General features: G+C 65.7%; 16 protein-coding genes. 4 read left to right on the top strand and 12 right to left on the bottom strand.

Annotated features, from left to right (window positions below; all coding sequences use genetic code 11):
- Positions 1–109 precede the first annotated feature (109 nt).
- The 6 genes from G7Y54_RS03220 to xerD all read right to left on the bottom strand — a co-directional run bounded on the left by G7Y54_RS03220 (position 110) and on the right by xerD (position 8,139).
- A complete protein-coding gene (locus G7Y54_RS03220) occupies positions 110–526 on the bottom strand; it encodes a DnaJ family domain-containing protein (RefSeq protein WP_165077202.1) in 417 nt (138 codons plus the stop codon).
- On the bottom strand, positions 523–3,252 hold the full coding sequence (mutS, locus tag G7Y54_RS03215; RefSeq protein ID WP_165077199.1) for a DNA mismatch repair protein MutS: 2,730 nt from the start codon (positions 3,250–3,252) through the stop codon (positions 523–525). The genes G7Y54_RS03220 and mutS overlap by 4 nt, the downstream gene beginning before the upstream one ends.
- A 107-nt stretch (positions 3,253–3,359) precedes the next feature.
- On the bottom strand, positions 3,360–3,794 hold the full coding sequence (locus tag G7Y54_RS03210; RefSeq protein WP_165077188.1) for a LapA family protein: 435 nt from the start codon (positions 3,792–3,794) through the stop codon (positions 3,360–3,362).
- A gap of 92 nt (positions 3,795–3,886) precedes the next feature.
- Positions 3,887–4,414, bottom strand: coding sequence for an HIT domain-containing protein (locus G7Y54_RS03205; protein ID WP_165077977.1), 528 nt, complete (start codon positions 4,412–4,414; stop codon positions 3,887–3,889).
- A gap of 78 nt (positions 4,415–4,492) precedes the next feature.
- A complete protein-coding gene (locus G7Y54_RS03200) occupies positions 4,493–7,168 on the bottom strand; it encodes a DHHA1 domain-containing protein (protein ID WP_165077184.1) in 2,676 nt (891 codons plus the stop codon).
- Between the two features lie 17 nt (positions 7,169–7,185).
- Entirely contained in the window at positions 7,186–8,139 is a 954-nt protein-coding gene (gene xerD, locus G7Y54_RS03195) for a site-specific tyrosine recombinase XerD (RefSeq protein ID WP_165077175.1), read from the bottom strand.
- 79 nt (positions 8,140–8,218) lie between these two features.
- Here xerD and folK point away from each other — a divergent pair, with 79 nt between their 5' ends.
- Both folK and G7Y54_RS03185 read left to right on the top strand, forming a co-directional pair.
- Positions 8,219–8,728, top strand: coding sequence for a 2-amino-4-hydroxy-6-hydroxymethyldihydropteridine diphosphokinase (gene folK, locus G7Y54_RS03190; protein ID WP_165077173.1), 510 nt, complete (start codon positions 8,219–8,221; stop codon positions 8,726–8,728).
- Positions 8,729–8,804: 76 nt separating this feature from the next.
- A complete protein-coding gene (locus G7Y54_RS03185) occupies positions 8,805–9,104 on the top strand; it encodes a transcriptional regulator (RefSeq protein WP_165077171.1) in 300 nt (99 codons plus the stop codon).
- A 114-nt stretch (positions 9,105–9,218) separates the two neighbouring features.
- On the opposite strand, the gene glmM is transcribed toward G7Y54_RS03185, so the two are convergent.
- The 5 genes from glmM to ftsH are packed head-to-tail and all read right to left on the bottom strand — an operon-like array spanning position 9,219 to position 15,305.
- Positions 9,219–10,571, bottom strand: coding sequence for a phosphoglucosamine mutase (gene glmM / locus G7Y54_RS03180; RefSeq protein WP_165077169.1), 1,353 nt, complete (start codon positions 10,569–10,571; stop codon positions 9,219–9,221).
- Positions 10,572–10,594: 23 nt separating this feature from the next.
- On the bottom strand, positions 10,595–11,554 hold the full coding sequence (locus G7Y54_RS03175) for a CdaR family protein (protein ID WP_165077167.1): 960 nt from the start codon (positions 11,552–11,554) through the stop codon (positions 10,595–10,597).
- Positions 11,541–12,278, bottom strand: coding sequence for a diadenylate cyclase CdaA (cdaA, locus tag G7Y54_RS03170; protein ID WP_165077165.1), 738 nt, complete (start codon positions 12,276–12,278; stop codon positions 11,541–11,543). The genes G7Y54_RS03175 and cdaA overlap by 14 nt, the downstream gene beginning before the upstream one ends.
- Before the next feature lie 44 nt (positions 12,279–12,322).
- Positions 12,323–13,210, bottom strand: a complete 888-nt coding sequence (gene folP, locus G7Y54_RS03165) for a dihydropteroate synthase (protein WP_241159343.1) — start codon at positions 13,208–13,210, stop codon at positions 12,323–12,325.
- Between the two features lie 46 nt (positions 13,211–13,256).
- Complete coding sequence (gene ftsH / locus G7Y54_RS03160; RefSeq protein WP_165077162.1) at positions 13,257–15,305, bottom strand: ATP-dependent zinc metalloprotease FtsH; 2,049 nt, start codon at positions 15,303–15,305, stop codon at positions 13,257–13,259.
- 322 nt (positions 15,306–15,627) lie between these two features.
- On the opposite strand from ftsH, the gene lysS reads away from it, so the two are divergent.
- On the top strand, positions 15,628–17,142 hold the full coding sequence (gene lysS, locus G7Y54_RS03155) for a lysine--tRNA ligase (RefSeq protein ID WP_165077973.1): 1,515 nt from the start codon (positions 15,628–15,630) through the stop codon (positions 17,140–17,142).
- A gap of 64 nt (positions 17,143–17,206) precedes the next feature.
- Here the strand turns inward: lysS and G7Y54_RS03150 are convergent, their stop codons facing one another.
- Positions 17,207–17,752 (bottom strand): hypothetical protein, encoded by a 546-nt coding sequence (locus G7Y54_RS03150; RefSeq protein WP_241159342.1) that lies wholly within the window; start codon positions 17,750–17,752, stop codon positions 17,207–17,209.
- Positions 17,753–18,100: 348 nt separating this feature from the next.
- Between G7Y54_RS03150 and G7Y54_RS03145 the strand changes: the two genes are divergently transcribed.
- Positions 18,101–20,263: a bifunctional (p)ppGpp synthetase/guanosine-3',5'-bis(diphosphate) 3'-pyrophosphohydrolase gene (locus tag G7Y54_RS03145; protein ID WP_165077160.1), complete on the top strand. Its 2,163-nt coding sequence runs from the start codon at positions 18,101–18,103 to the stop codon at positions 20,261–20,263.
- Positions 20,264–20,277 lie beyond the last annotated feature (14 nt).

The following is a 20,277-nucleotide window of genomic DNA, read 5'->3' as shown; positions in this document are numbered from 1 at the left end:
TGATGGGGCCTTTCAGCGTCAGGCGCATGCAGCAAGCCCCGGAAGACGTATCGAGCTTTCCGGGGCTTTTCAGTGCGCGTGTCGAAAAATCCTGTGCCGGCGGGGCTGCCTAGTCGTCCGCCTTTTCCGGCGCCGTGTCCTTTCCGCCGCTCCCGAGCCGCGCGAGGAGGCGGTCATAATAGGCGTCGTGCTCCTCCAGCATGAGCGGGCGCCCATGGCGCATGCGGGTCCGCAGGATGAGGAAGCGCAGCTTCTCCATCTGGCGCACGCGCTCACGCTCGTCCGTGCAGCCTTCGAGCAGGTCGGCGAGCTTCTGGATCTCCTTGCGCTCCGCAAGCTCCGGCGGCAGGCAGTTGGCGTTGCGCAAAATGGTATACGCCATGCGCAGTTCCGGCGGCACAGCGCTCATGTCGTCGAGTTTCAGGGGGCGGCCGGCACCGGGCAGGTCGTCAAAATCCCCGCGTTCCTGCGCCTCCCGGATGCGCTGCTCGGCGATGGCCCCGATGACCGACCATTCGCCTCTCATGCGCCGTCCCTGGCCGGGGCATCGGGCTCACCCGTACCCCAGCGCTGTTTCCAGTCCATGAGCAGCTTGAGGGCGGCGAGGGGGCTGAGTTCCTCGGGCTCCAGTTGTTCCAGCTGCCGCAGCAGGGGATGGGGTGTTGCCGGCGCAGCCCTCTCGCTCGTGGCGGCGTCGGGCGCCCCGGAGGGAACCGGCCGCCCCTGCTCCAGCCCGGGCAAGAGCAGGGAGGCCGCCACAAGGTTCTTGCGCCCGCTTTCGCGGCTGCGTTCCAGCGCGGCCAGGATGTCCCGCGCGCGGTGCACCACGGGCACGGGCACACCGGCAAGGCGCGCCACCTCCACGCCATAGCTGCGGTCAGAGGGGCCGGGCACCAGCTTGTGCAGGAAGAGGATATCGTTATTGTGCTCCCGGATGGCGATATTCATGGTGAACACCCCCGGGATGCGGCCTTCAAGCGCCGTGAGCTCGTGATAATGGGTGGCGAAGAGCGTGCGCAGCTCGCCCCCGCCGCGGGCGGCGAGGTCTTCCACCACGGCCCAGGCGAGCGCCATGCCGTCAAAGGTGCTGGTGCCGCGCCCGATCTCGTCGAGGATGACGAGGCTCCGCCTCGTGGCCTGGCGCAGGATGCGCGCGGTCTCCATCATCTCCACCATGAAGGTGCTCTGCCCGCGGGCGAGGTCGTCCGACGCCCCCACGCGCGAGAACAGCCGGTCCACAAGGCCGATGACGGCTTCCTCGGCGGGCACCATGGAGCCCATCTGGGCGAGCAGGCAGATGAGCGCCACCTGCCTGAGCACTGTGGACTTGCCCGCCATGTTGGGCCCGGTGAGCAGGCAGAGGTGATGGCCCTTGTCAAGGGTGATGTCATTGGGCACGAAGTTGGCGCTGCCCACCATGGCCTCCACCACCGGGTGGCGCCCCTGCCGGATGCTGAGCTCCGTGCCCTCGGTGAGGGTGGGCAGGCGCCAGCCGTTGCGGCGCCCCGTTTCGGCGAGCGACTGCCAGTAATCGAGATGCGCCAGCAAGTCCGCCATGTGCACGAGGCGGTCGCGCTGCCCCGCCACATGGGCGCGCAGATCCTGGACCATCTGGTATTCAAGGCTCTTGCGCTTGTCGGACGCCGAAAGCAGCTCCTCCTCCAGCGCCTTGAGCTCTTCGGTGGTGAAGCGTTCGGCGTTGACGAGGGTCTGTCGGCGGATGAAATGCGCCGGTGGCGCACCGGTGCCGGCCGCCCGCGTGATTTCGTAAAAATAGCCGAAGACCCGGTTATAGCCGAGCTTGAGCTTGGTGAGGCCCGTCCTTTGCTGTTCTTCCTCCAGCAGGCGCTGGAGCTTCTGCTCGCCGTTTTCCACAAGATCCAGCAGCGCGTCCAGCCCTGCATGGAAGCCCTGGCGGAAAAGGCCGCCATCGGTGATGACAGCCGGAGGATCGTCCACCAGCGCGGAGTTGAGCAGGGCGGCCAAGTCCTCGAGGTCGTCCCAGACATTCAGGAGCTCATAGAGCGGCGCGGGCAAAGTCTCGCCCCGGGCCTCGCTTTCGGTGAGGTAGCGCCCCCCGGTTGCCCGGATAAGTGACGCGCGCACGGCGGGGAGCGCGCCGAGACTTTGCCTGAGGGCGATAAAATCCTTGGGGGAGCAGCGGTTCAGGCTGATGCGCGTGGAGAGGCGCTCCAGGTCATACACCTTGTCGAGCGCCGCGCGGAGCGCGCCTCGCACTTCGTCGTTATCGTGCAGAAAGGCGACGGCCTCCTGGATGCGCCGGATGGGCGCTGCCTCGCGCCAGGGATGGCGCAGCATGTCTTCCAGGAAGCGGCCGCCCATGGGGGTCACGGTCATGTCGAGCCCGTGGCGCAGTGTGCCCTTGCCCTTGTGGCCGTTGAGCCGCACGAAGATCTCGAGGTTGCGCTCGGTGATCTCGTCCACCAGCAGGCGCCGGCCGAGATTGAGGGGCCTGAAGGGCAAAAGATGTTTGGGGCTGCGCTTCTGCGTCTGCTCCAGGTAGGCGAGCAGGGCCCCGCAGGCGCGCACGAGGGTCTCCTTGCCGTCCAGCCCGAGGGCACCCGCCTCGCGCACGCCCTGCGCCTCCAAGAGCCGCTCGAGCGCGTGCCTCTGCTCAAAATGCTGCGCCGGCAGCCGCACGAGGCGGATATTTTCCAAAAGGCAGCGTGGGGGGAGCCCCAACCCCTCGGGCACCAGGAGTTCCCGCGGGGCGAGCTTCTGCACCCATTGCCAGAGGTCGGCTTCTTTCCGAAATTCCACGCCCGACCACTGGCCGGTGGACACGTCCGCCCAGGCGAAAGCGCTGCGCCCCTGGGCCGCATTCTGGCAGATGGCGCCAAGATAGTTGTGGCTGCCGGCGCCCAGGTTGGCGTCGTCGAGCACCGTCCCCGGCGTGAGGACGCAGGTGACGGCGCGCTTGACGATGCCCTTGGCGTCCCTGGGGTCTTCCACCTGGTCGCAGATGGCGACGCTGTAGCCGCGGTCGATGAGCTGCGCCATATAACTTTGCGCGGCATGCCAGGGCACCCCGCACAGGGGGTAGGCGTTGCCGTTGTCCTTGCCGCGCTTCGTGAGGGCTATCTGGAGTTCGCGCGAGGCGATGACGGCGTCTTCAAAGAAGAGCTCATAGAAATCGCCCATGCGGTACATGAGCAGGGCATCAGGGTATTCAGCCTTGATGCCCAGATACTGCTCAAGCATGGGCGTCAGTTTCTGCGGAAGTTCAGGCATGGCCTCAAGCGCTGCCGGGCGCGAAAGGGGAGCCGGGCCGCGGGCGCTGGAGGGCATCGGCCCGGAAAGGGCCGCCCGCCTGGGCCGGCCCTTCACAGTGGGGAAATTCAGGCGTCTGCCGTGTCGCCGCTCTCCTTGGCGGGCGCGCTGGCGGAGGCCATGTCGGCAGCCGGAGCAAGGGCGGTCTTGTCCTTGCGGTGGAAGAAAGAGGACTTGCCGCCAGAGCTCTCGCCGCCCGTGATGTCCTTCTTCAGCTTGGCAAGTTCCTTCTCCAGCGAGGAAATATGCCAGCGGGACTTCACGAGCTTGGCAGAAGTGTTGCAACGATCCCAGAAGAGCAGGGCCAAGGAAAGCAGGGCGCCCACGAAGAAGGCCGCTATCACGAGGAAGTAGAAGGGCAGCGGTATGGAGGTCATGGGCGGGATGAAGAAGAGGTTCAGGGTCAGCTCAAGCTGCTGGGAAAGGGCGGTCTGGTTCTGGAAAAAGAACACGAGCGCCAGAAAGATGAGGATGGCGAGCACAAGAGCCTTGAGGTAACGCATACGTTTCTCCTTGCGGCAGGAACTGACTCCGGTTTTTCCAGAGCGCGGCTCCGCGGAGGCCTGTGCCCGCGCGGCTCCCGGCCCCGTCCGTTTTATTGGGCGGCCGGCCCCTTAGGGGAGCCACTCCCCAAGGACGGCCCGGAAGCGCGAAAATAGGGCAACAGGGCGGCATAGCTCTCGCGAAGGTGCTGCGGCATGGTGCGCACCTCGTCCATGACGGCCATGAATGAGGAGTCGCCATTCCAGCGGGGCACGAGATGGAAGTGCAGATGCTCGCGGATGCCGGCGCCAGCCGCCTCGCCCTGGTTGAGGCCGATATTGATGCCCTGACAGTTAAAGTGTTGCTTGAGGATCGTGGCGCATCGCTGCATGAGCGCCATGATCTCGCCGGTTTCTTCCGCCGTGAGGTCTTCCAGCGCCATGACATGCCGATACGGGCAGACCATGAGATGCCCGTTGTTATAAGGGAACTTGTTCATGATGACGAAGGCGGACTCACCGCGGTGCAACACAAGCCGCTCGGCGTCCTCCTCAGTGCCCTCGGGCAGGCAAAAGACGCACTCATCGGGCTTGGGGCCGAGGATGTAGTCGATACGCCAGGGTGCCCAAAGCTGTTTCATGGTCAGGGGAGTATACACGCGACGGCTGCACGGGGCAAGCCTTGATATAGCGCACGGCGCCCGCGCCTTTGGCGGCGCCTACACTTCTTCTTCCTTCCCTCGCGCCGCCAGCGCCGCCACGAGCTCGAGCTGCGCCTTGGCATTGGGCGCTTCACCGTCCAGCTTGGCGCGTAGCGCCGCCGCCAGGAGGCGCCCGAAGTCCGGCCCGGGTTCAAGGCCCAGGCGGCAGAGGTCTTCGCCGGTGATGTCGGCCTTTTCCCTGTGCCATTGGGTGATATAGCGCGAGAGCGTTTTTTCGAGCCCGGGGTCTTCCTCCACGGCCATGAGATAGAGGATGAATTCCAGCGGCAAGGGCCGCAAAAGCTCGCAGAGCGCGCTCACCCGGGCGTTGCCAGCAGCCGCTTCCGCCCGCCATGCCTGAAGCTTGGGGCGCGCCATGCGCATGAGCTCGCGCTGGCGCATGATCTCGCCCCTTTTGGCATGCGGAAGCCCCAGGCGCGCATAATTGGCGGAGGTTTCCGCATAGTTCAAGTGATAGTTTAAGCCGAGAAAGTAGAGCAGCCACGGCTGGGCCGCTTCTTCAAAATAGAGCAGCCGGTACCAGGCGAGCACTTCCTTGAGCCGCCTGAGCAGGGCGCGCTTGGCGGGGTTGAGAGCGAGATGCGGCGAAAGAGCCTGCAGGATGCCGAGGTCGTCCAGGCGGTTCAGGCAGGCGTCGGCCTCCTCCTCGTCGCAGATATGGCGGAATTCGTTGAAGAGCCGAGCGGGCGAGAGCTTGTCGAGGAGGTGCATGGGCAGGATGTTGCGGATGAGCTTTTCCGTGCCCGGCCCGATGCGGAACTGGTAGCGCTGCTCAAAGCGCACGGCGCGCAGGCAGCGCGTGGGATCCTCCACGAAGCTCAGGGTGTGGAGCACGCGGATGAGGCGGTCCTTGATGTCGCGGCGGCCGCCGAAAAAATCAACCAGCTGTCCGAAGGGCTCGCTGTCGAGCCTGACCGCGAGGGAATTGATGCTGAAATCGCGCCGGAAGAGGTCCATCTTGATGGAGGACAGCTCCACCGTGGGGAGCGCCGCCGGATATTCGTAATATTCGAGGCGCGCGGTGGCCACGTCGATGCGCCGTTCCTTGCCTTCCTCGTCCTTGAAGATGACCACTGAGGTGAGGAACTTCTGGTGCTCGCGCACGCGGCCGTGGAGCGCCTCCGCCAGGGCGCGGGCAAGGGCGATGCCGTTGCCCTCCACCACGAGGTCGATATCCTGGTTGGGCACATCGAGCAAAAGGTCGCGCACGAAGCCGCCAACGGCATAGACGGGAAGGCCCAGGCGCTTGCCCGTTTCGCCAGCGAGATGCAGGAGCTCACGTGTCCTCGCGGGCAGCCGGTCCTCAATGAGCTTGCTCACGTTCCGGGCCTTGCCGCCCTCCTGCGGGGTGGGGAGGCGCCCTGCCTCGCTGGCGAACACATTGATGAGGTCAGTGCGCGTCACCACGCCGATGACCGCATCGCCATTGACGATGGGCACGAGGCGCTGCCGCTCGCCCACGATGATGTCCGTCAGTTCCTTGATGCCGGCTTCCGGGGGCAGCATGCGGACGCGGCGCTGCATATATTCCTTCAGGGGCTCGTCCCCGAGGCCGTGGGCGCGCGCCCGCGAGGCCGTTTGCGCGTCGAGCAGGCCCACGCAGACGCGGGTACCCGGCTGGAAAACCGGCACCGCCTTGAGCCCGAAATGGAGCATGAGCTCGTCGGCCTCGCGCAGGCTGGCCTCCGCCTCGATGCCCACCGCCGGGGAGGACATGTACTCGCCCGCGTTCTTCTCGGGATTGGCCTGGTCATAGAGCCGGCGCAGGATGGTCTCGCGCACTTCGGTGATCATCTTGGAGCGCACGGACGCCGACGCCGCGTACACATGGCCGCCGCCCCCGAGCTCCTTGCAGATCTCGCCCACGTTCACGGCGTCGCTGCGGCTGCGGGCCACCACCTGGATACGGTCGCCCATGAGGCCGATGGCAAAGAGCACGGTGAATTTTTCCATCTCCATGAGCCGGTGGGCGAGATGCGCGAAATCCCCGAGATAATGCTCGAGCGATACTTCCGCGAGCACCACGGGCACATTGTTCACAAGGTAGGTGCGCGCCGATTCGAGCAGGCTGTTGAGGGCGTGGATGTGCAGGCTCGTGAGCTCATGGGCCGCCATCTCGCTTATCTGGTTCACATCCATGCCAAGCCCGAGGAGCCACGCCGCGGCCTGGAAATCCTCTTCGGTGGTGGAGGAATAGGTGAAGGACCCGGTGTCGCCGTAAATGCCGAGCCCGAGCAGGGTGGCCTCCTCGGCGCCCGGGCGCTCGCCGCGCTCGCGCAGGGCGAGGGCGAGGCTCGTGGTCACCGCGCCAGCGCCCGAAAGATGCGCCACGTCCGCCGCGATGTCATCCGCCGAATCGGGATGATGGTCCCAGGTTTCGATGCGCAGGCCCGGGCGCTCCAGAAGCGGCGCCACATGGGGCACGCGGCTCTTCTGGCGCGTGTCCACAAGAACGAGGCGGTCATAATCTTCCCAGCGGATGGCGTCGTTCTCAACGAAGTCATAGGCCGCGGCGTCCAGCGAGGCGGCGAGCTTTTGCAGGCCGCGCTCCTGCGTGCCCGGGAAGAGCAGGGAACAGGGGGCATACAGCCTGTGCGCGGCCAGCATGGCGGCGAAGGCGTCAAAATCGGCATTGGCGTGACAGGTGATGAGGGTGCGCCCGGATGTGGTCATGGAGCGGTCTCTGCGGGTTATGGCGCGCTGCGCGGGTGAAAGCGGCGGTGAATGCCGCGCAGGCGCTCGGCCTGCACATGGGTGTAAATTTCGGTGGCGCTGATGTCCGCATGGCCGAGCAGGGTCTGGACGGCCCGCAGGTCCGCCCCGCCTTCCAGAAGGTGCGTGGCGAAGGAATGCCGAAAGGTGTGCGGAGAAATGGGCCGGCGGATGCCCGCCTCAAGCGCGAGGGCCTTGATGCGCTTCCACACGAACTGGCGGCTCAGGCCGTGGCCCGCGCGGTTGACGAAGAGGTGGTTGCCCTTTGGGCTGAAGAGGGGGCGCCAATTGCGCAGATACTCGCTAAGAAGGCGCACGGCCATGGCGTGCAGGGGCACGAGGCGCTCCTTGGCGCCCTTGCCGAAAACGCGCACAAGGCCCGCCTGGAGGTCGAGGTCGCCCACTGTGAGGTCGCACAGCTCGGAAACGCGCAGGCCCGCGGCGTAGAGCAGTTCCAGCATGCAGCGCTCGCGCCAGCCGTTTTTGGTATTCATGTCCGGGAGTGCCAGAAGGCGCTCCATTTCTTCACAGCTCAGGACTTCGGGCAAATACTGGGGAAGGCGCGGGTTTTCCACCAGTGCGGCGGGATTGGCCGCCATCAGGCCTTCATCTACGGCATACCCGAAAAAGGCGCGCAAGGCCGAAAGCCGGCGTGCCAGCGTCCGCCCGGTGTTGCCGCGGCCACGCATCCAGGCCATGTAGAGAAAGAGGTCATGGCCCGAGGGGAAGGCGGCACCAGCGTTTTCCGCCTCGGCCCCTGCCATGTCCTCCTGGGCCTCGGCCGCGAAGAGAAAAAAGTTTTCCACATCCCGGCCATAGGCCTCCACCGTGCGCGGCGAGAGCCCCCGCTGCGCGAGGAGATGGTCGAGCCATTGCGGCAGCAGCGCGGCAAGGGGGGCGCAGCGCCCGGGGGAGGAGGGTTCGGAAGCCATGCGGCATGCTAGCCCTGAAGGCGCCTTCGGGCAAGGGGCGCACTTGGCGGCGCGGGGCTTGCCGTCTATACTGGGGAGGATGACAAAGGACGCGACGACTGCCGCATACATAAGCCTTGGCTCCAACTGTGCGGACGCCGCCCGGATGCTGGCCTGCGCCGCGCGGCGCGTGGGGCGCCTTGCCGGAGTGGAGGTGCAGGCGGCCTCCCCCGTCTACAGCACCGAACCGCAGGAAGACGCCAACCAGCCGTGGTTCCTCAACCAGGTGCTCAAGCTGGGGCTCGTCGCGTCCTGGCGGGCGCCTGCCTTGGTGACTGCCTTGCTGGACATCGAAACGGCCATGGGCCGCGTGCGCGACCCGGCGCGGCGCTTCGGCCCGCGCGTCATCGACCTCGACCTCCTACTGTTCGGGGAGGAACGCTGCGCCGCGGCCGACTGCACGGTGCCGCATCCGCGCCTTTTGCGGCGCGCCTTCGTGCTCGTGCCGCTCCTGGATGTGGCGCCGGGAATTTCTCTTGACGGCGTGCCCCTGAGCGGCGCCTTGCAGGAGCTTGACTTCAGGCTTTGCGGCAACAAAATTTTTCAATGACGCGCCGGGCCGCGTGTGCTATGCGTGCATGGGCGCCCCCCGTGAACAAAAAGGACATCTCCCGAGGAGCACGACGATGTGGAAATGGTTGATTCTGGCCCTTGCGGTCTATGCCCTTTACCGCCTTTTCGCCAATGACTTTTTGAAAAAGAAGAAGGCCAGCGACGCCGAGGACGCGGCCGAGATGGAGCGCCAGGTGGCTGCGGGCGAGATGGTGCGGGACCCGGAATGCGGCACATATGTGGCTGTCGACAGCGCCATCTCGGTGCGCGACGTGGAGAAGGTCCACTATTTTTGCAGCTATGAGTGCCGCGACAAGTTCCTCAAGCGGCTGGAAGAGGGCGGCAGGGTGCTCCCCCCGCGCAATGAGGAGTGATGCGGCACGGCGGCGCCTGATCTCCCAGGCCTGGGCCCCCCGCGGGTGTGCGGGGCCGGAGCCGTTGCCCGGAACCTGTCCCGCATACCCGTCCACTGGGCTTCCCGGCGCCCTTCAGCGCAATTCCCGCTGCACGAGCTCCGCGAGGTCGTGGGCGTACTGGCGCACACGGTCGGCGTTTTCCCCTTCCACCATGACCCGGCAGAGGGCCTCCGTGCCCGAATAGCGCAGGAGCACCCGCCCCCTGCCCGCGAGCTCAGCCTCCACCCTGGCCACTGCTTCGGCGATGGCCGGCCTTTCCTCGAAGGGCAGGCGCCTTTCCACATGCACATTGACAAGGCACTGCGGGAAGGGCGTGAGCAGCCCGGCGAGCTCGGAGAGGGGCTTTTCCTTCTCGCGCATGATGCGCAGTATCTGGAGGGCGGCCAAAAGGCCGTCGCCCGTGGTGCTGTAGTGGCGGAAGATGAGGTGCCCGGACTGCTCTCCGCCCAGCATGGCGCCCTCGCGGCGCATGGCCTCCACCACATAGCGGTCGCCCACGGGGGCGCGCAAAAGGCTGCCGCCATGCTCGCGCATGAAGATCTCGAGGGCCAGGTTGCTCATCACCGTGGCGACGAGCAGGTTGTTAGGCAGCTCCCCGCGCGCCATCATGGACTGCGCGCAGAGCGCCATGAGCTGGTCGCCGTCGAGGATGGTGCCGCGCTCGTCCACCACGATGAGGCGGTCGGCGTCGCCGTCCAGCGCGAGGCCCACATCGGCGCGCAGCTCGCGCACCTTGGCCGCCACCACCTCCGGGTAAAGCGAGCCGCAGTGGTCGTTGATATTGGTGCCGTCAGGCGAAGTGCCGATGCGGAAGACCTCTGCCCCAAGTTCCTCCAGCGCCAGTGGCGCCACCTTGTAGCTCGCGCCGTTGGCGCAGTCCACCACGATGCGCAGGCCGGCGAGGGTCAGGTGCGGCGGGAAGCAGCTCTTGGTGTAGACGATGTAGCGCCCCCCCGCGTCCTCGATCTTGGTGGCGCGGCCGATGCTGCGCTCATCGGGATAGGGCCAGGCAAAGTCCCGGTCGAGCACCATGGCCGCGATCTCGTTTTCCGTCTGGTCGGGGAGCTTGTAGCCGTCCGCGTCGAAAAACTTGATGCCGTTGTCATAAAAAGGATTGTGCGAGGCGGAGATGACCACGCCGAGGTCGGCGCGCATGTTGCGCGTGAGGAAGGAAATGGCCGGCGTGGGGAGGGGCCCGGTCATGATAACGTGCATGCCCGAGGCGCAAAGGCCCGCCGTAAGCGCGGACTCGAACATGTAGCCCGAAAGGCGCGTATCCTTGCCGATGACCACCCGGTGCCGGTGCGGCCCGCGCCTGAAGCGCACGCCGGCGGCAAGGCCCAAGCGCAGGGCCACGTCCACGGTCATGGGCGGGGTATTGACCTTGCCCCGGAGGCCGTCTGTTCCAAAAAGCCGTTGAGCCATCTCACGCCTCCGCGCGCCGGGCGCTATTTTTTCGTTCGTGTCACCGTAACGTCATCGGTGGGGGGATTCAAGAGCGTCATGCCTTCGGGCAGGCGGAAGCGCGGCTTGACCTTCCTGCTCTCGTCGATGTCCATGGCGGGCGGCAGCACGCTCACCTCAAGCTGCTGGAGGTAGCTCGAGCTCTTCGCGAGCGCTTCCGGCACCTCCACGAGCACGGTCATTTCGTCGGGCGACACGGTGTAGTGGTGCTGCGCGTCGGTCTCCACGCTGATACGGCAGCGACGCGACACCACCGTGCGCCCGCTCGTGATGGTGTAGCGCACGCGCACCGAGGGCGGCGACGCGGTGACAAGGCTAGGGGTATCCAGGGTGATGCTTTGCTGCACCGTGGTGCCCGCCGCCTTGGGGTCGAGCTTGATGGTCGCCGGCACATTGGAAATGGTGCTGACCACGGATTCCGGCCCGCGCAGGATGACCGTGGCCGGCGAGACGCTCACGTTCTCAACGGTGAGCGCGCCCCCGCGCAGGGGCGAATCCACGATGGTGCGCACGGGCACGCTGCGCTCGAGCACGGTGTCCGCCTTGACCACGATGCGCGGCGGCTGGATGTCCACCACCTCAAAGGCCCGGAAGGCGGGCCCCAGCTCGTCGCCGGCCAGGGGCACGATGGTGACGCCCTTCTTGATGTCCGAAAGGTCGACGGCCTCGTTAAGGCGCTCGCGCGGGATGGAGCGCAGCAAGGTCTCCGGGCCTCGAAGGCGCACGATAATCTTGCTCACAAGGCCGTCGGTGACCACGAGGTTGGGCGGGATGCCGTAATAATCGATATTGACTTCCACCTGGGCTTCGAGGCGGTCGCGCACGCTCACCGCATACCACATGGCCGAGGCCAGCAGCACGGCGAGCAGCATGGAGAGCGCATGCGGCGCGCGGCCGAGGCGCCCCTTGTCCCCGTCGGCATCCTGTTTCTTAAAGGATTTCATTAAGTACCTGCCGCAGGCGTGTGGCGTCCAGCGAGCGCACGAGCTCGCCCTTCATGGCGACGGAAATCTCGCCGCGCTCTTCGGAGACGGCGATGGCCACGGCGTCGCTCTCCTGGGTGATGCCAAGCGCCGCCCTGTGCCTGGTGCCGAAATTCTGTCCCTTGGCCACGGCCAGCGGCAGGATGCAGCCCGCGGCCATGATCCTGCCCTTGCTGATGACGGCCGCGCCGTCGTGGAGCGGCGCCTTGGGGTAAAAGATGTTCATGAGCAGTTGCCGGGAGAGCAGGGCGTCGAGCCGCACGCCCTCGCGCTTGATCATGTCCCCGAGGCGCATGCTGCGCTCGATGACGATGAGCGCGCCCACGCGCAGCCGCGCCATCTCCACACAGGCCTGGACGACCTCGTCCACAGCGCCCTCGGCGAGCTCCCGTCGCCGGAAGAAGCGGTGCGTGCCCATTTCGCCCAGGGCCTGCCGGATGTCGGACTGGAAGATGACGACGATAAGGATGAAAATGGAGCCGAAAATATATTGCAGCAGCCAGGAGAGCGTGTAGAGCCCGAGCGCCCGGGCGAGAAAATAGAGCAGGGTGAGCAGCCCGAGGCCCGTGAGGACGGCCAGGGCGCGCGAGCCGCGTAAAAGCTGGATGATCTGGTAGAGCAAAAGGCTCACCAGGGCGATGTCCAGCGCGTCGCGCCAGTCAAAGACAAAGTGCTCGAAGACCATGCGCTTTCCTTGTGGGCGGGGGGCGCTTGCGCGCGGGCGTTGCCTTACGCCCCGGCCAGGGCCGCGGCCAGGCGCAGGGCGCCCGTGACGCCAGCCACGTCGTGCACCCGGTGCCAGTAGACGCCGCGCTCCCACAGGAGGGCCGACGCCGTTTGCGTGGCCGCGCCGCGCTCGCTCAGCGGCAGTCCCAGCAATTCCCCGAACAGGGACTTCATGGAAAGCCCCACGAGGAGCGGGCGGCCGAACTCCAGAAATTCTCCGGCGTGCGCCAGAAGCGCCAGGTTGTGCGCCAGCGTCTTGCCAAAGCCGATGCCCGGGTCGAGCACGATGCGGTCTTCGGGCAGGCCCGCCCGCACGAGGCGGTCAAGCTCGCGCCCGAAAAACTCGCGCACTTCGCGGCACACGTCCGCATAGTGCGGCGCGGCCTGCATGTCCGGCGGCCGCCCCTGGCTGTGCATGAGCACATAGCCGGGCTTGCGCTCCACAAGCACGTCCGTAAGCCCAGGGTCGGCCCGGCAGGCCGAGACATCGTTGATGACGAGCGCGCCCATGCCGAGCGCGGCGTCGGCCGTGGCCGCATGCACCGTATCCACGGAAACGGGCAGGCCCGGCATGTGCTCCCGCACGGAGCGAAGCACAGGGACGAGCCGTTCCAGCTCCTCCCCCGGCTCCAGCGGCCGCGCGCCGGGCCGGCTCGACTCCGCGCCGATGTCCAGAAGGTCGGCCCCGGCATCACGCAAGGCCTGGGCCTGTGTGAGCGCCGCCTTGCCCGTATCGTGGCGGCCGCCGTCATAGAAGGAATCGGGCGTGAGGTTGAGGATGCCCATGACGCCGTACGGCGTCCCGGGCTTGAGTTCCCGGCCACCGGCAACCACCCAGGCAGGGGGCGCCATTCTCCGGGCCACAGCCTCCGGCGCTTCGCATTCGGCCATCAACGGCCCCTGCGCGGCCGAAACATGCAGCTTTTGCGCGCCCGTGTCATTCTTCGCTCTTGCCCTGGTCGCCGCTCTTTCCGTCGTCTCCGCCCTTGTCCTGCGGGCTTTCGCTGGGGACCCGGGCGGGATCGTCCTTGGCGGGAGCCTGCTCCTGCGCCTCGGTGGTATCCTTCGCCGCTTGCTCGCCGTCGGCCGGGCTCGCGTCGTCCGACTCGAGCACGAAGTCGGTCGTCTCGGCCACCACCGTGCCGCTGGCCGCGCCGTCCGCCGGGGCGGAAGCGGCGCTCACCTCCAAAGGGGGGAGGGGCTTGCCTTCCATCAAAAGGTCGAGGTCGTCGCCGGTGATGGTCTCGCGCTCCAGAAGGGCGCGGGCGATGCGGTGCAGGGTATCGGCATTGTCCTCGAGAAGCTTGCGGCAGCGCGCGTGGGCTTCCTCCACGATGCGCTTGACCTCGGCATCCACAAGGCGAGCCGTATCCTCGCTGAAGTTCTTGTTCTGCACCCACTCGCGGCCGATGAAGACCTCTTCGCCGGTCTCGCCGATGGAGAGCGTGCCGATGGCCTCGCTCATGCCCCATTCGCAGACCATCTTGCGGGCCATGCGCGTGACGCGCTCGATGTCGTTGGAGGCGCCGGTAGTGATGTCGTCGAGGATGAGCTCCTCGGCCACGCGGCCGCCGAGCAGGACGACGAGGTTGTTGCGCAGGTAGGTGCGCGAATAGCCGTGGCGGTCTTCTTCGGGGAGCTGCATGGTCACGCCAAGGGCGCGCCCGCGCGGGATGATGGTGACCTTGTGCACCGGGTCCGAGCCGGGCAACAGCCGCGCCGCCAGCGCGTGGCCGCCCTCGTGATAGGCGGTGATGCGCTTTTCCTCGTCGGAGAGGATGAGGCTGCGCCGCTCGCGCCCCATGAGCACCTTGTCCTTCGCGAACTCGAAGTCACGCATGTCGAGCCGGCTCTGGTTGAGCTTCGCCGCCTGGAGCGCCGCCTCGTTGACGAGGTTTTCGAGGTCCGCGCCGGAAAAGCCCGGCGTGCCCCGCGCGAGCACGTCAAGGTCCACCCCGGGGTCGAGCGGGGTGCGCTTGGTGTGCACTTCGAGGATGCGCCGGCGCCCACGTAAATCGGGCGTGGGCACCACCACCTGCCGGTCGAAGCGGCCGGGGCGCAGCAGGGCCGGGTCGAGCACGTCCGGGCGGTTGGTGGCGGCGATGAGGATGACGCCCTCGTTGCTTTCAAAGCCGTCCATCTCCACGAGGAGCTGGTTCAGTGTCTGCTCGCGCTCGTCATGGCCGCCGCCGAGGCCCGCGCCGCGCTGCCGGCCCACGGCGTCGATTTCGTCAATAAAAATCAGGCAGGGCGCGTTCTTCTTGCCCTGCACGAAGAGGTCGCGCACACGCGAAGCGCCCACGCCCACGAACATTTCCACAAAGTCCGAGCCGGAGATGGAGAAGAAGGGCACCCCGGCCTCGCCGGCCACGGCGCGCGCGAGCAGCGTCTTGCCGGTGCCGGGAGGCCCCACGAGAAGCACGCCCTTGGGGATGCGGCCGCCGAGGCGGGTGAACTTTTTGGGGTTGGAGAGGAATTCCACCACCTCGGAGAGCTCTTCCTTGGCTTCGTCAACGCCGGCCACGTCGGCGAAGGTGACGCGCGCGTTCTCCTGGTTGAGGAGCCGCGCGCGCGAGCGCCCGAAGCTCATGGCCTTGCCGCCGCCGCTCTGCATCTGGCGCATGAAGAAGACCCAGACGCCGATGAGCAAAAGCATGGGGAACCAGGAGACAAAAAGCGTCATGTACCACGGGGACTCTTCCGGCGGCTCGGCCTTGATCTCCACCTTTTTCTCGATGAGGCGGTTGACGAGGCCCGCATCCTGCGGCGCGTAGGTCTGGATGCTCCTGTTGTCGGCGGTCTTGCCGATGAGGGTCTGGCCCTGCATGGTCACGGAGAGCACCTGGCCGTCATCGACCTTGTTCAGGAACTCCGTGAAGGGCACCCGCTGCGCCCCGGACTGGGGCTGCTGGAACATATTGAAAAGCATCACCATCGCCAGGACGATCGCCGCCCAGAGCATCAGGTTGCGGCTGAACTGGTTCAATACTGCCTCCGTTGCCATTTGGCCGCGCCAGCCTGGCGCGGCCGTGACCACCGGGCGCCCGGGGGGCGCAAGTCCCTTTCCATATAACATTCTTTCGGTTCTTGGCAATGGCTCCCGGGTGCGCGTCTTGACGCTCCGGTACGAATGGCATACCTTGGCCTACTTTCCGCGCGGGAGGAATCTGCGGCCATGGCCGCGCGGCGGAAGGCGAGGGGAGACGGAAGGGGGCCTGAGCGTGGACGATCGGGAACAGAAGAAAAAGGGCGCAAAGCCGGCTGTCAAGCTGGGCACCAAGTCGCCGCATGCTGCGTACTTCATGCCCATGCTCGAAAGTTTCGCCGGGCGCAACGAGCTCAATGAAGTCATCAAGAACCGCGTCACCAAGGCCTGTGACCTGCTCGACAGCGGCACCCCGCTCTTCCCCAACGACTTCCGCAAGGAACACTCCATCGCCTGGGTGCTGGAGAAATACGGCAAGCTCGAGGGCGAGGCGCTGGAAGCCACCGAGGATGTTTTCGCCGTGGCCGGCCGCATTGTCTCCCTGCGCTCTTTCGGCAAGGTGGCCTTTTTCCACCTCATGGACCAGAGCGGCAATATCCAGTGCTATGCCTCGCGCGAAGATCTGGACGAAGACACCTACAAGATCGTCAAGAAGCTCGATGTGGGCGACATCGTGGGCGTTTCCGGGCATCTTTTCCGCACCAAGACGGGCGAGCTGACCATCGCCTGCCGCTCCCTGCGCCTGCTCTCCCGCTCCATGCGGCCCCTGCCGGAAAAATACCACGGCCTGAAGGACATGGAGACCCGCTACCGGCAGCGCTATGTGGACCTCATCGTCACGCCGCGCAGCCGTGAGATTTTCATCAAGCGCAGCCTCATCGTGCGCGAATTCCGCCGCTTCATGGAAGACCACGGCTTCATGGAGGTGGAGACGCCGGTCATGCAGCCCATCGCCGGCGGCGCCACGGCCAAGCCCTTCAAGACGCACCACAATGCCCTCGACCTCGAGCTCTTTTTGCGCATCGCGCCCGAGCTCTATTTGAAGCGCCTGCTCGTGGGCGGCTTTGAAAAGGTCTTCGAGCTCAACCGCAACTTCCGCAACGAGGGCATCGATACGCGCCACAACCCGGAATTCACCATGTGTGAATTTTACTGGGCCTACGCCACCTTTGAAGACCTCATGGACTTCACCGAGCAGCTTTTCGCCCACATTGCGCGCAAGGTCTGCGGAAGCTCGATGGTCACCTACCAGGGCGAGCAAATCGACCTCACGCCCGGGCACTGGCACCGCATGAGCTTTTATGACTCGCTGACCAAGATTGGCGGCCACAAGCCGGAATTTTACAACGATTACAATAAGGTGAAGGCGTATATCCGCGAACGCGGCGAAAAGATCCTCGAAAACGAGTGTCTGGAAAAGCTCCAGGCCAAGCTCTTTGACCTGGATGTGGAAGACAAGCTCATCCAGCCGCACTTCATCTATCACTATCCCACGGCCATCTCGCCGCTCTCGCGCCGCAATGACGTGAGGCCCGAGATAACCGACCGCTTCGAGCTCTTCATCACCGGGCGCGAACTCTCCAACGCCTTTTCGGAGCTTAACGACCCCGTTGACCAGCGCCTGCGCTTTGAGGAGCAGAAGCGGGAGCGTGAGGCCGGCGACGACGAGGCACACAGCATGGACGAAGACTACCTGCGCGCCCTCGAATACGGCATGCCGCCGGCTGCGGGGCAGGGCGTGGGCATCGACCGTCTGGTCATGCTGCTCACCGATTCTCCCTCCATCCGCGAGGTCATCCTCTTCCCGCTGCTCCGGCCCGAGTTCCAGGCCTCCTGACGGCCTGCGGTACGCCCGCGGCACGGGCGCGGCCATCTCCAGCCGCGCCCGGCGTGCAGGCTGCCTATTGCGGCAGCAGCTTGGCGTAGTCCGCGCTCTTGACGTGCTGCTTGAGGAAGGCCTGGGCTTCCTTGCGGTTGCCCGTCACCGTCGTGACCATGAACACATCCCCCTCGGTGGACACCCACGCCTGGCAGGGCATGCCCTGCTGCGTGAAGGAGAAGGTGTACTGGCCGTTCTTTTCCACCGGGGGCTTTTCCGCCTTGAACTGCTCGGCGAACATGCCCGCGATCATCTTGCCGTCCGCCACGCCGCACGGGCCGACCACCATGGTGACGACAGCGCTCCCCGCCGTGCGCGCGAAGATGGCACTCGTCATGCCCTGGTTTTCCGTGGGGGCCATGACAGCTTTCCAGTCATCCGGCATGGTCACCGTGTAGTATTTGCAGCTCAGTTCTCCAGGATTGGCCGGGGCCGGCGTTTCCGCAGCCTGGGGGGCCTTGTCACCGGCGGCAGCCGGCGCTGCCTGCTCGCCGGGCGTTTTCTCGGCCGCAAGGGCCGGGGCGCCCACGCAGAGGACGAGGGCCAGGGCGGCTATGTGCTTGAGCATGGTTTCTCCTTGGTGAGGGTTGGAAAAGCAGGAAAAAGCGAAAAATATCGCGCCCTGCCGCCACAAGCCTAGTCAATCGCGGCGACAAAGACAAGATTCGCCAAGGGCGTGGGGACGGCTGCGCCACTCATTTTTAATGTAATACTTTAATTTTTCACCCGGCCTGTTTCCCTTCCCCAGCCTGAAGCCACGAGGCTGGCCGCAGCCCGCGCCCCGCCGTTGACAAGGGGCTGCCTGTCGGAACATAGTCAAACGAAACTGCAAACATGCGCTGCAGCGCGCGGCGTCGCCAGGCTTTCTGGCCGCCGCGTTTCCTGTTGGCGCATCCTCCAGGCCCGCGGGGGCGCCATGATCCGCATCCAGGAAGTTCTCGACAAGGTTTCCGACAACAACAAGAACGCCAATCTTGAGCTCATCCAGCACGCGTATGTCTATGCGGCCACGGCGCACGCCGGACAGACGCGGCTTTCCGGCGAGCCCTATCTTTCGCATCCTCTTGCCGTGGCCTCCACCCTGGCGGAAATGGGCTTTGACGAATCCACCGTGGCGGCCGGCCTTTTGCACGACACCGTGGAGGACACCAAGGCGACCATCGAGGAGATCGACGAGAATTTCGGCGAGGACGTGGCCGACATCGTTGACGGCGTGACCAAGATCAGCATGATCCCCTTTGAAAACAAGGAGGAAGCCCAGGCCGAGAACATCCGCAAGATGATCCTCGCCATGAGCCATGACATGCGCGTGCTCATGGTCAAGCTGGCCGACCGGCTGCACAACATGCAGACCCTTGATTTCCAGAAGGCCCACAAGCAGCGCCGCATCGCCCAGGAAACCATGGATATTTATGCGCCGCTCGCCAACCGGCTGGGCCTCAATGTGCTGAAGCGGCGCCTCGAGGACCTGAGTTTCAAGTATCTTCGGCCCGACATCTACAACCAGATCGACCACTGGCTCGAAACGCATCAGGTGGTGGAAAAGCACATCATCGACAAGGTGGTGGCGCTGCTTCGTGACCTGTTGGCCTCCAACGGCATTGAGGGGCAGGTCTACGGGCGCATCAAGCACAAGTACAGCATCTATAAAAAGATGCAGTCCCAATCGCTCACGCTGGACGAAATGCACGATATCATGGCCTTCCGCGTCATCGTGAAGGACATCAAGGACTGCTATGCCGTGCTCGGCCTCGTCCACTCGCAGTGGAAGCCCGTGTACGGGCGCTTCAAGGATTATATATCCATGCCCAAGGCCAACGGCTACCAGAGCCTGCACACCACGGTCATCGGGCCCGAGGGCGAGCGCATCGAGATCCAGATCCGCACCGAGGACATGCACCGCCAGGCCGAGCACGGCGTGGCCGCGCACTGGCTCTACAAGGAAAAGGGCCGCGTCAACAGCAAGGATCTGGAGCAGTTCTCGTGGCTTCGGGAGATCTTTGAGCGCCAGGGCGAGGAGGCGGACTCGCGGGAGTTCATGCACTCCTTGAAGATGGACCTCTTCAAGGACGAGGTTTACGTCTACACGCCGGCGGGCGATGTCAAGGAGCTCCCCGAAGGCGCCACGCCGCTCGATTTCGCCTTCCACATCCACACCAAGGTCGGCCAGCACTGCGCGGGCGCCAAGATCAACGGCCGCCTCATGCCGCTCGGCACCGAGCTCAAGAACGGCGACATCGTCGAGATCGTCACCGACCCGGCGCGCAACCCGAACCGCGACTGGCTCAAGCTCGTCAAGACCGCGCGGGCGCGCAGTCGCATCCAGCGCTATCTGCGCACCGAGGAGCGCACCCACGCCGTGACACTCGGCCGCGACATGCTGGAAAAGGAAGGCCGCAAGGTAAGCCTCAATGTGAGCAAGGCCCACAAGGAGGGGCACCTCGCCATCGTGGCCCAGGACATGAATTTCGAGAGCGTGGACGACCTCGTGGCGGCCGTGGGCTATGCCCACATCACGCCGCGCAAGGTGCTCAACCGCCTCTATGCCGTGCTCCATCCCGAGGCCGTGGCGCCGGCCGCGCCCGAGCCCCCGAGCGTCAAGGAGAGCAAGGAGGCCGCCCGCAAGAAGACCGAGGGCGTGGGCATTTCCGGCGTGGACGGCGTGCTCATGCGCTTTGCCAAGTGCTGCAACCCGGTGCCCGGCGACCCCATCATCGGCTATATCAGCCGGGGCATGGGGATCACCGTGCACCGGGCGGACTGCGCCAATGTGGCCAACATGGAGCCGGAGCGGCTCATCTCCGTCCACTGGGAGGGCACAGAGGCCGAGCAGCCCTACGAGGCCGGCATCTTCATCATCTCGCAGAACGTGGCCGGCGTGCTCGCCCGCGTGGCCGAGGTCATCGCCCAGAGCAGCATCAATATTACGGGACTCAACATGGACACCCAGGTGGACGGCCGGGCGCGCCTGCGCTTCACGGTGGAGGTGAAGAGCGCGACGCAGCTCTACCAGCTCATCGAGTCCATCCGCGCGCTCCCGGATATCCTCGAAGTGGTGCGCGACACGGAAGACGCCTGAGCCGGGGCCGCCCA

Origin of the sequence: Desulfovibrio sp. ZJ746 (assembly GCF_011039155.1) — a bacterium.
Classification (GTDB): Bacteria; Desulfobacterota; Desulfovibrionia; order Desulfovibrionales; family Desulfovibrionaceae; genus Desulfovibrio.
Note: the sequence above shows the minus strand (reverse complement) of the source record. Positions and strands in the feature narration are given on the sequence as shown.

Coding starts and splice junctions, on each gene's coding strand:
- G7Y54_RS03220 (WP_165077202.1), bottom strand. CDS start 526: ATGAGAGGCGAATGGTCGGTCATCGGGGCCATCGCCGAGCAGCGCATC.
- cdaA (WP_165077165.1), bottom strand. CDS start 12,278: ATGGTCTTCGAGCACTTTGTCTTTGACTGGCGCGACGCGCTGGACATC.
- mutS (WP_165077199.1), bottom strand. CDS start 3,252: ATGCCTGAACTTCCGCAGAAACTGACGCCCATGCTTGAGCAGTATCTG.
- G7Y54_RS03210 (WP_165077188.1), bottom strand. CDS start 3,794: ATGCGTTACCTCAAGGCTCTTGTGCTCGCCATCCTCATCTTTCTGGCG.
- G7Y54_RS03200 (WP_165077184.1), bottom strand. CDS start 7,168: ATGACCACATCCGGGCGCACCCTCATCACCTGTCACGCCAATGCCGAT.
- xerD (WP_165077175.1), bottom strand. CDS start 8,139: ATGGCTTCCGAACCCTCCTCCCCCGGGCGCTGCGCCCCCCTTGCCGCG.
- glmM (WP_165077169.1), bottom strand. CDS start 10,571: ATGGCTCAACGGCTTTTTGGAACAGACGGCCTCCGGGGCAAGGTCAAT.
- lysS (WP_165077973.1), top strand. CDS start 15,628: ATGCTCGAAAGTTTCGCCGGGCGCAACGAGCTCAATGAAGTCATCAAG.
- G7Y54_RS03185 (WP_165077171.1), top strand. CDS start 8,805: ATGTGGAAATGGTTGATTCTGGCCCTTGCGGTCTATGCCCTTTACCGC.
- G7Y54_RS03145 (WP_165077160.1), top strand. CDS start 18,101: ATGATCCGCATCCAGGAAGTTCTCGACAAGGTTTCCGACAACAACAAG.
- G7Y54_RS03150 (WP_241159342.1), bottom strand. CDS start 17,752: ATGCTCAAGCACATAGCCGCCCTGGCCCTCGTCCTCTGCGTGGGCGCC.
- G7Y54_RS03205 (WP_165077977.1), bottom strand. CDS start 4,414: ATGAAACAGCTTTGGGCACCCTGGCGTATCGACTACATCCTCGGCCCC.
- G7Y54_RS03175 (WP_165077167.1), bottom strand. CDS start 11,554: ATGAAATCCTTTAAGAAACAGGATGCCGACGGGGACAAGGGGCGCCTC.
- folK (WP_165077173.1), top strand. CDS start 8,219: ATGACAAAGGACGCGACGACTGCCGCATACATAAGCCTTGGCTCCAAC.
- folP (WP_241159343.1), bottom strand. CDS start 13,210: ATGGCCGAATGCGAAGCGCCGGAGGCTGTGGCCCGGAGAATGGCGCCC.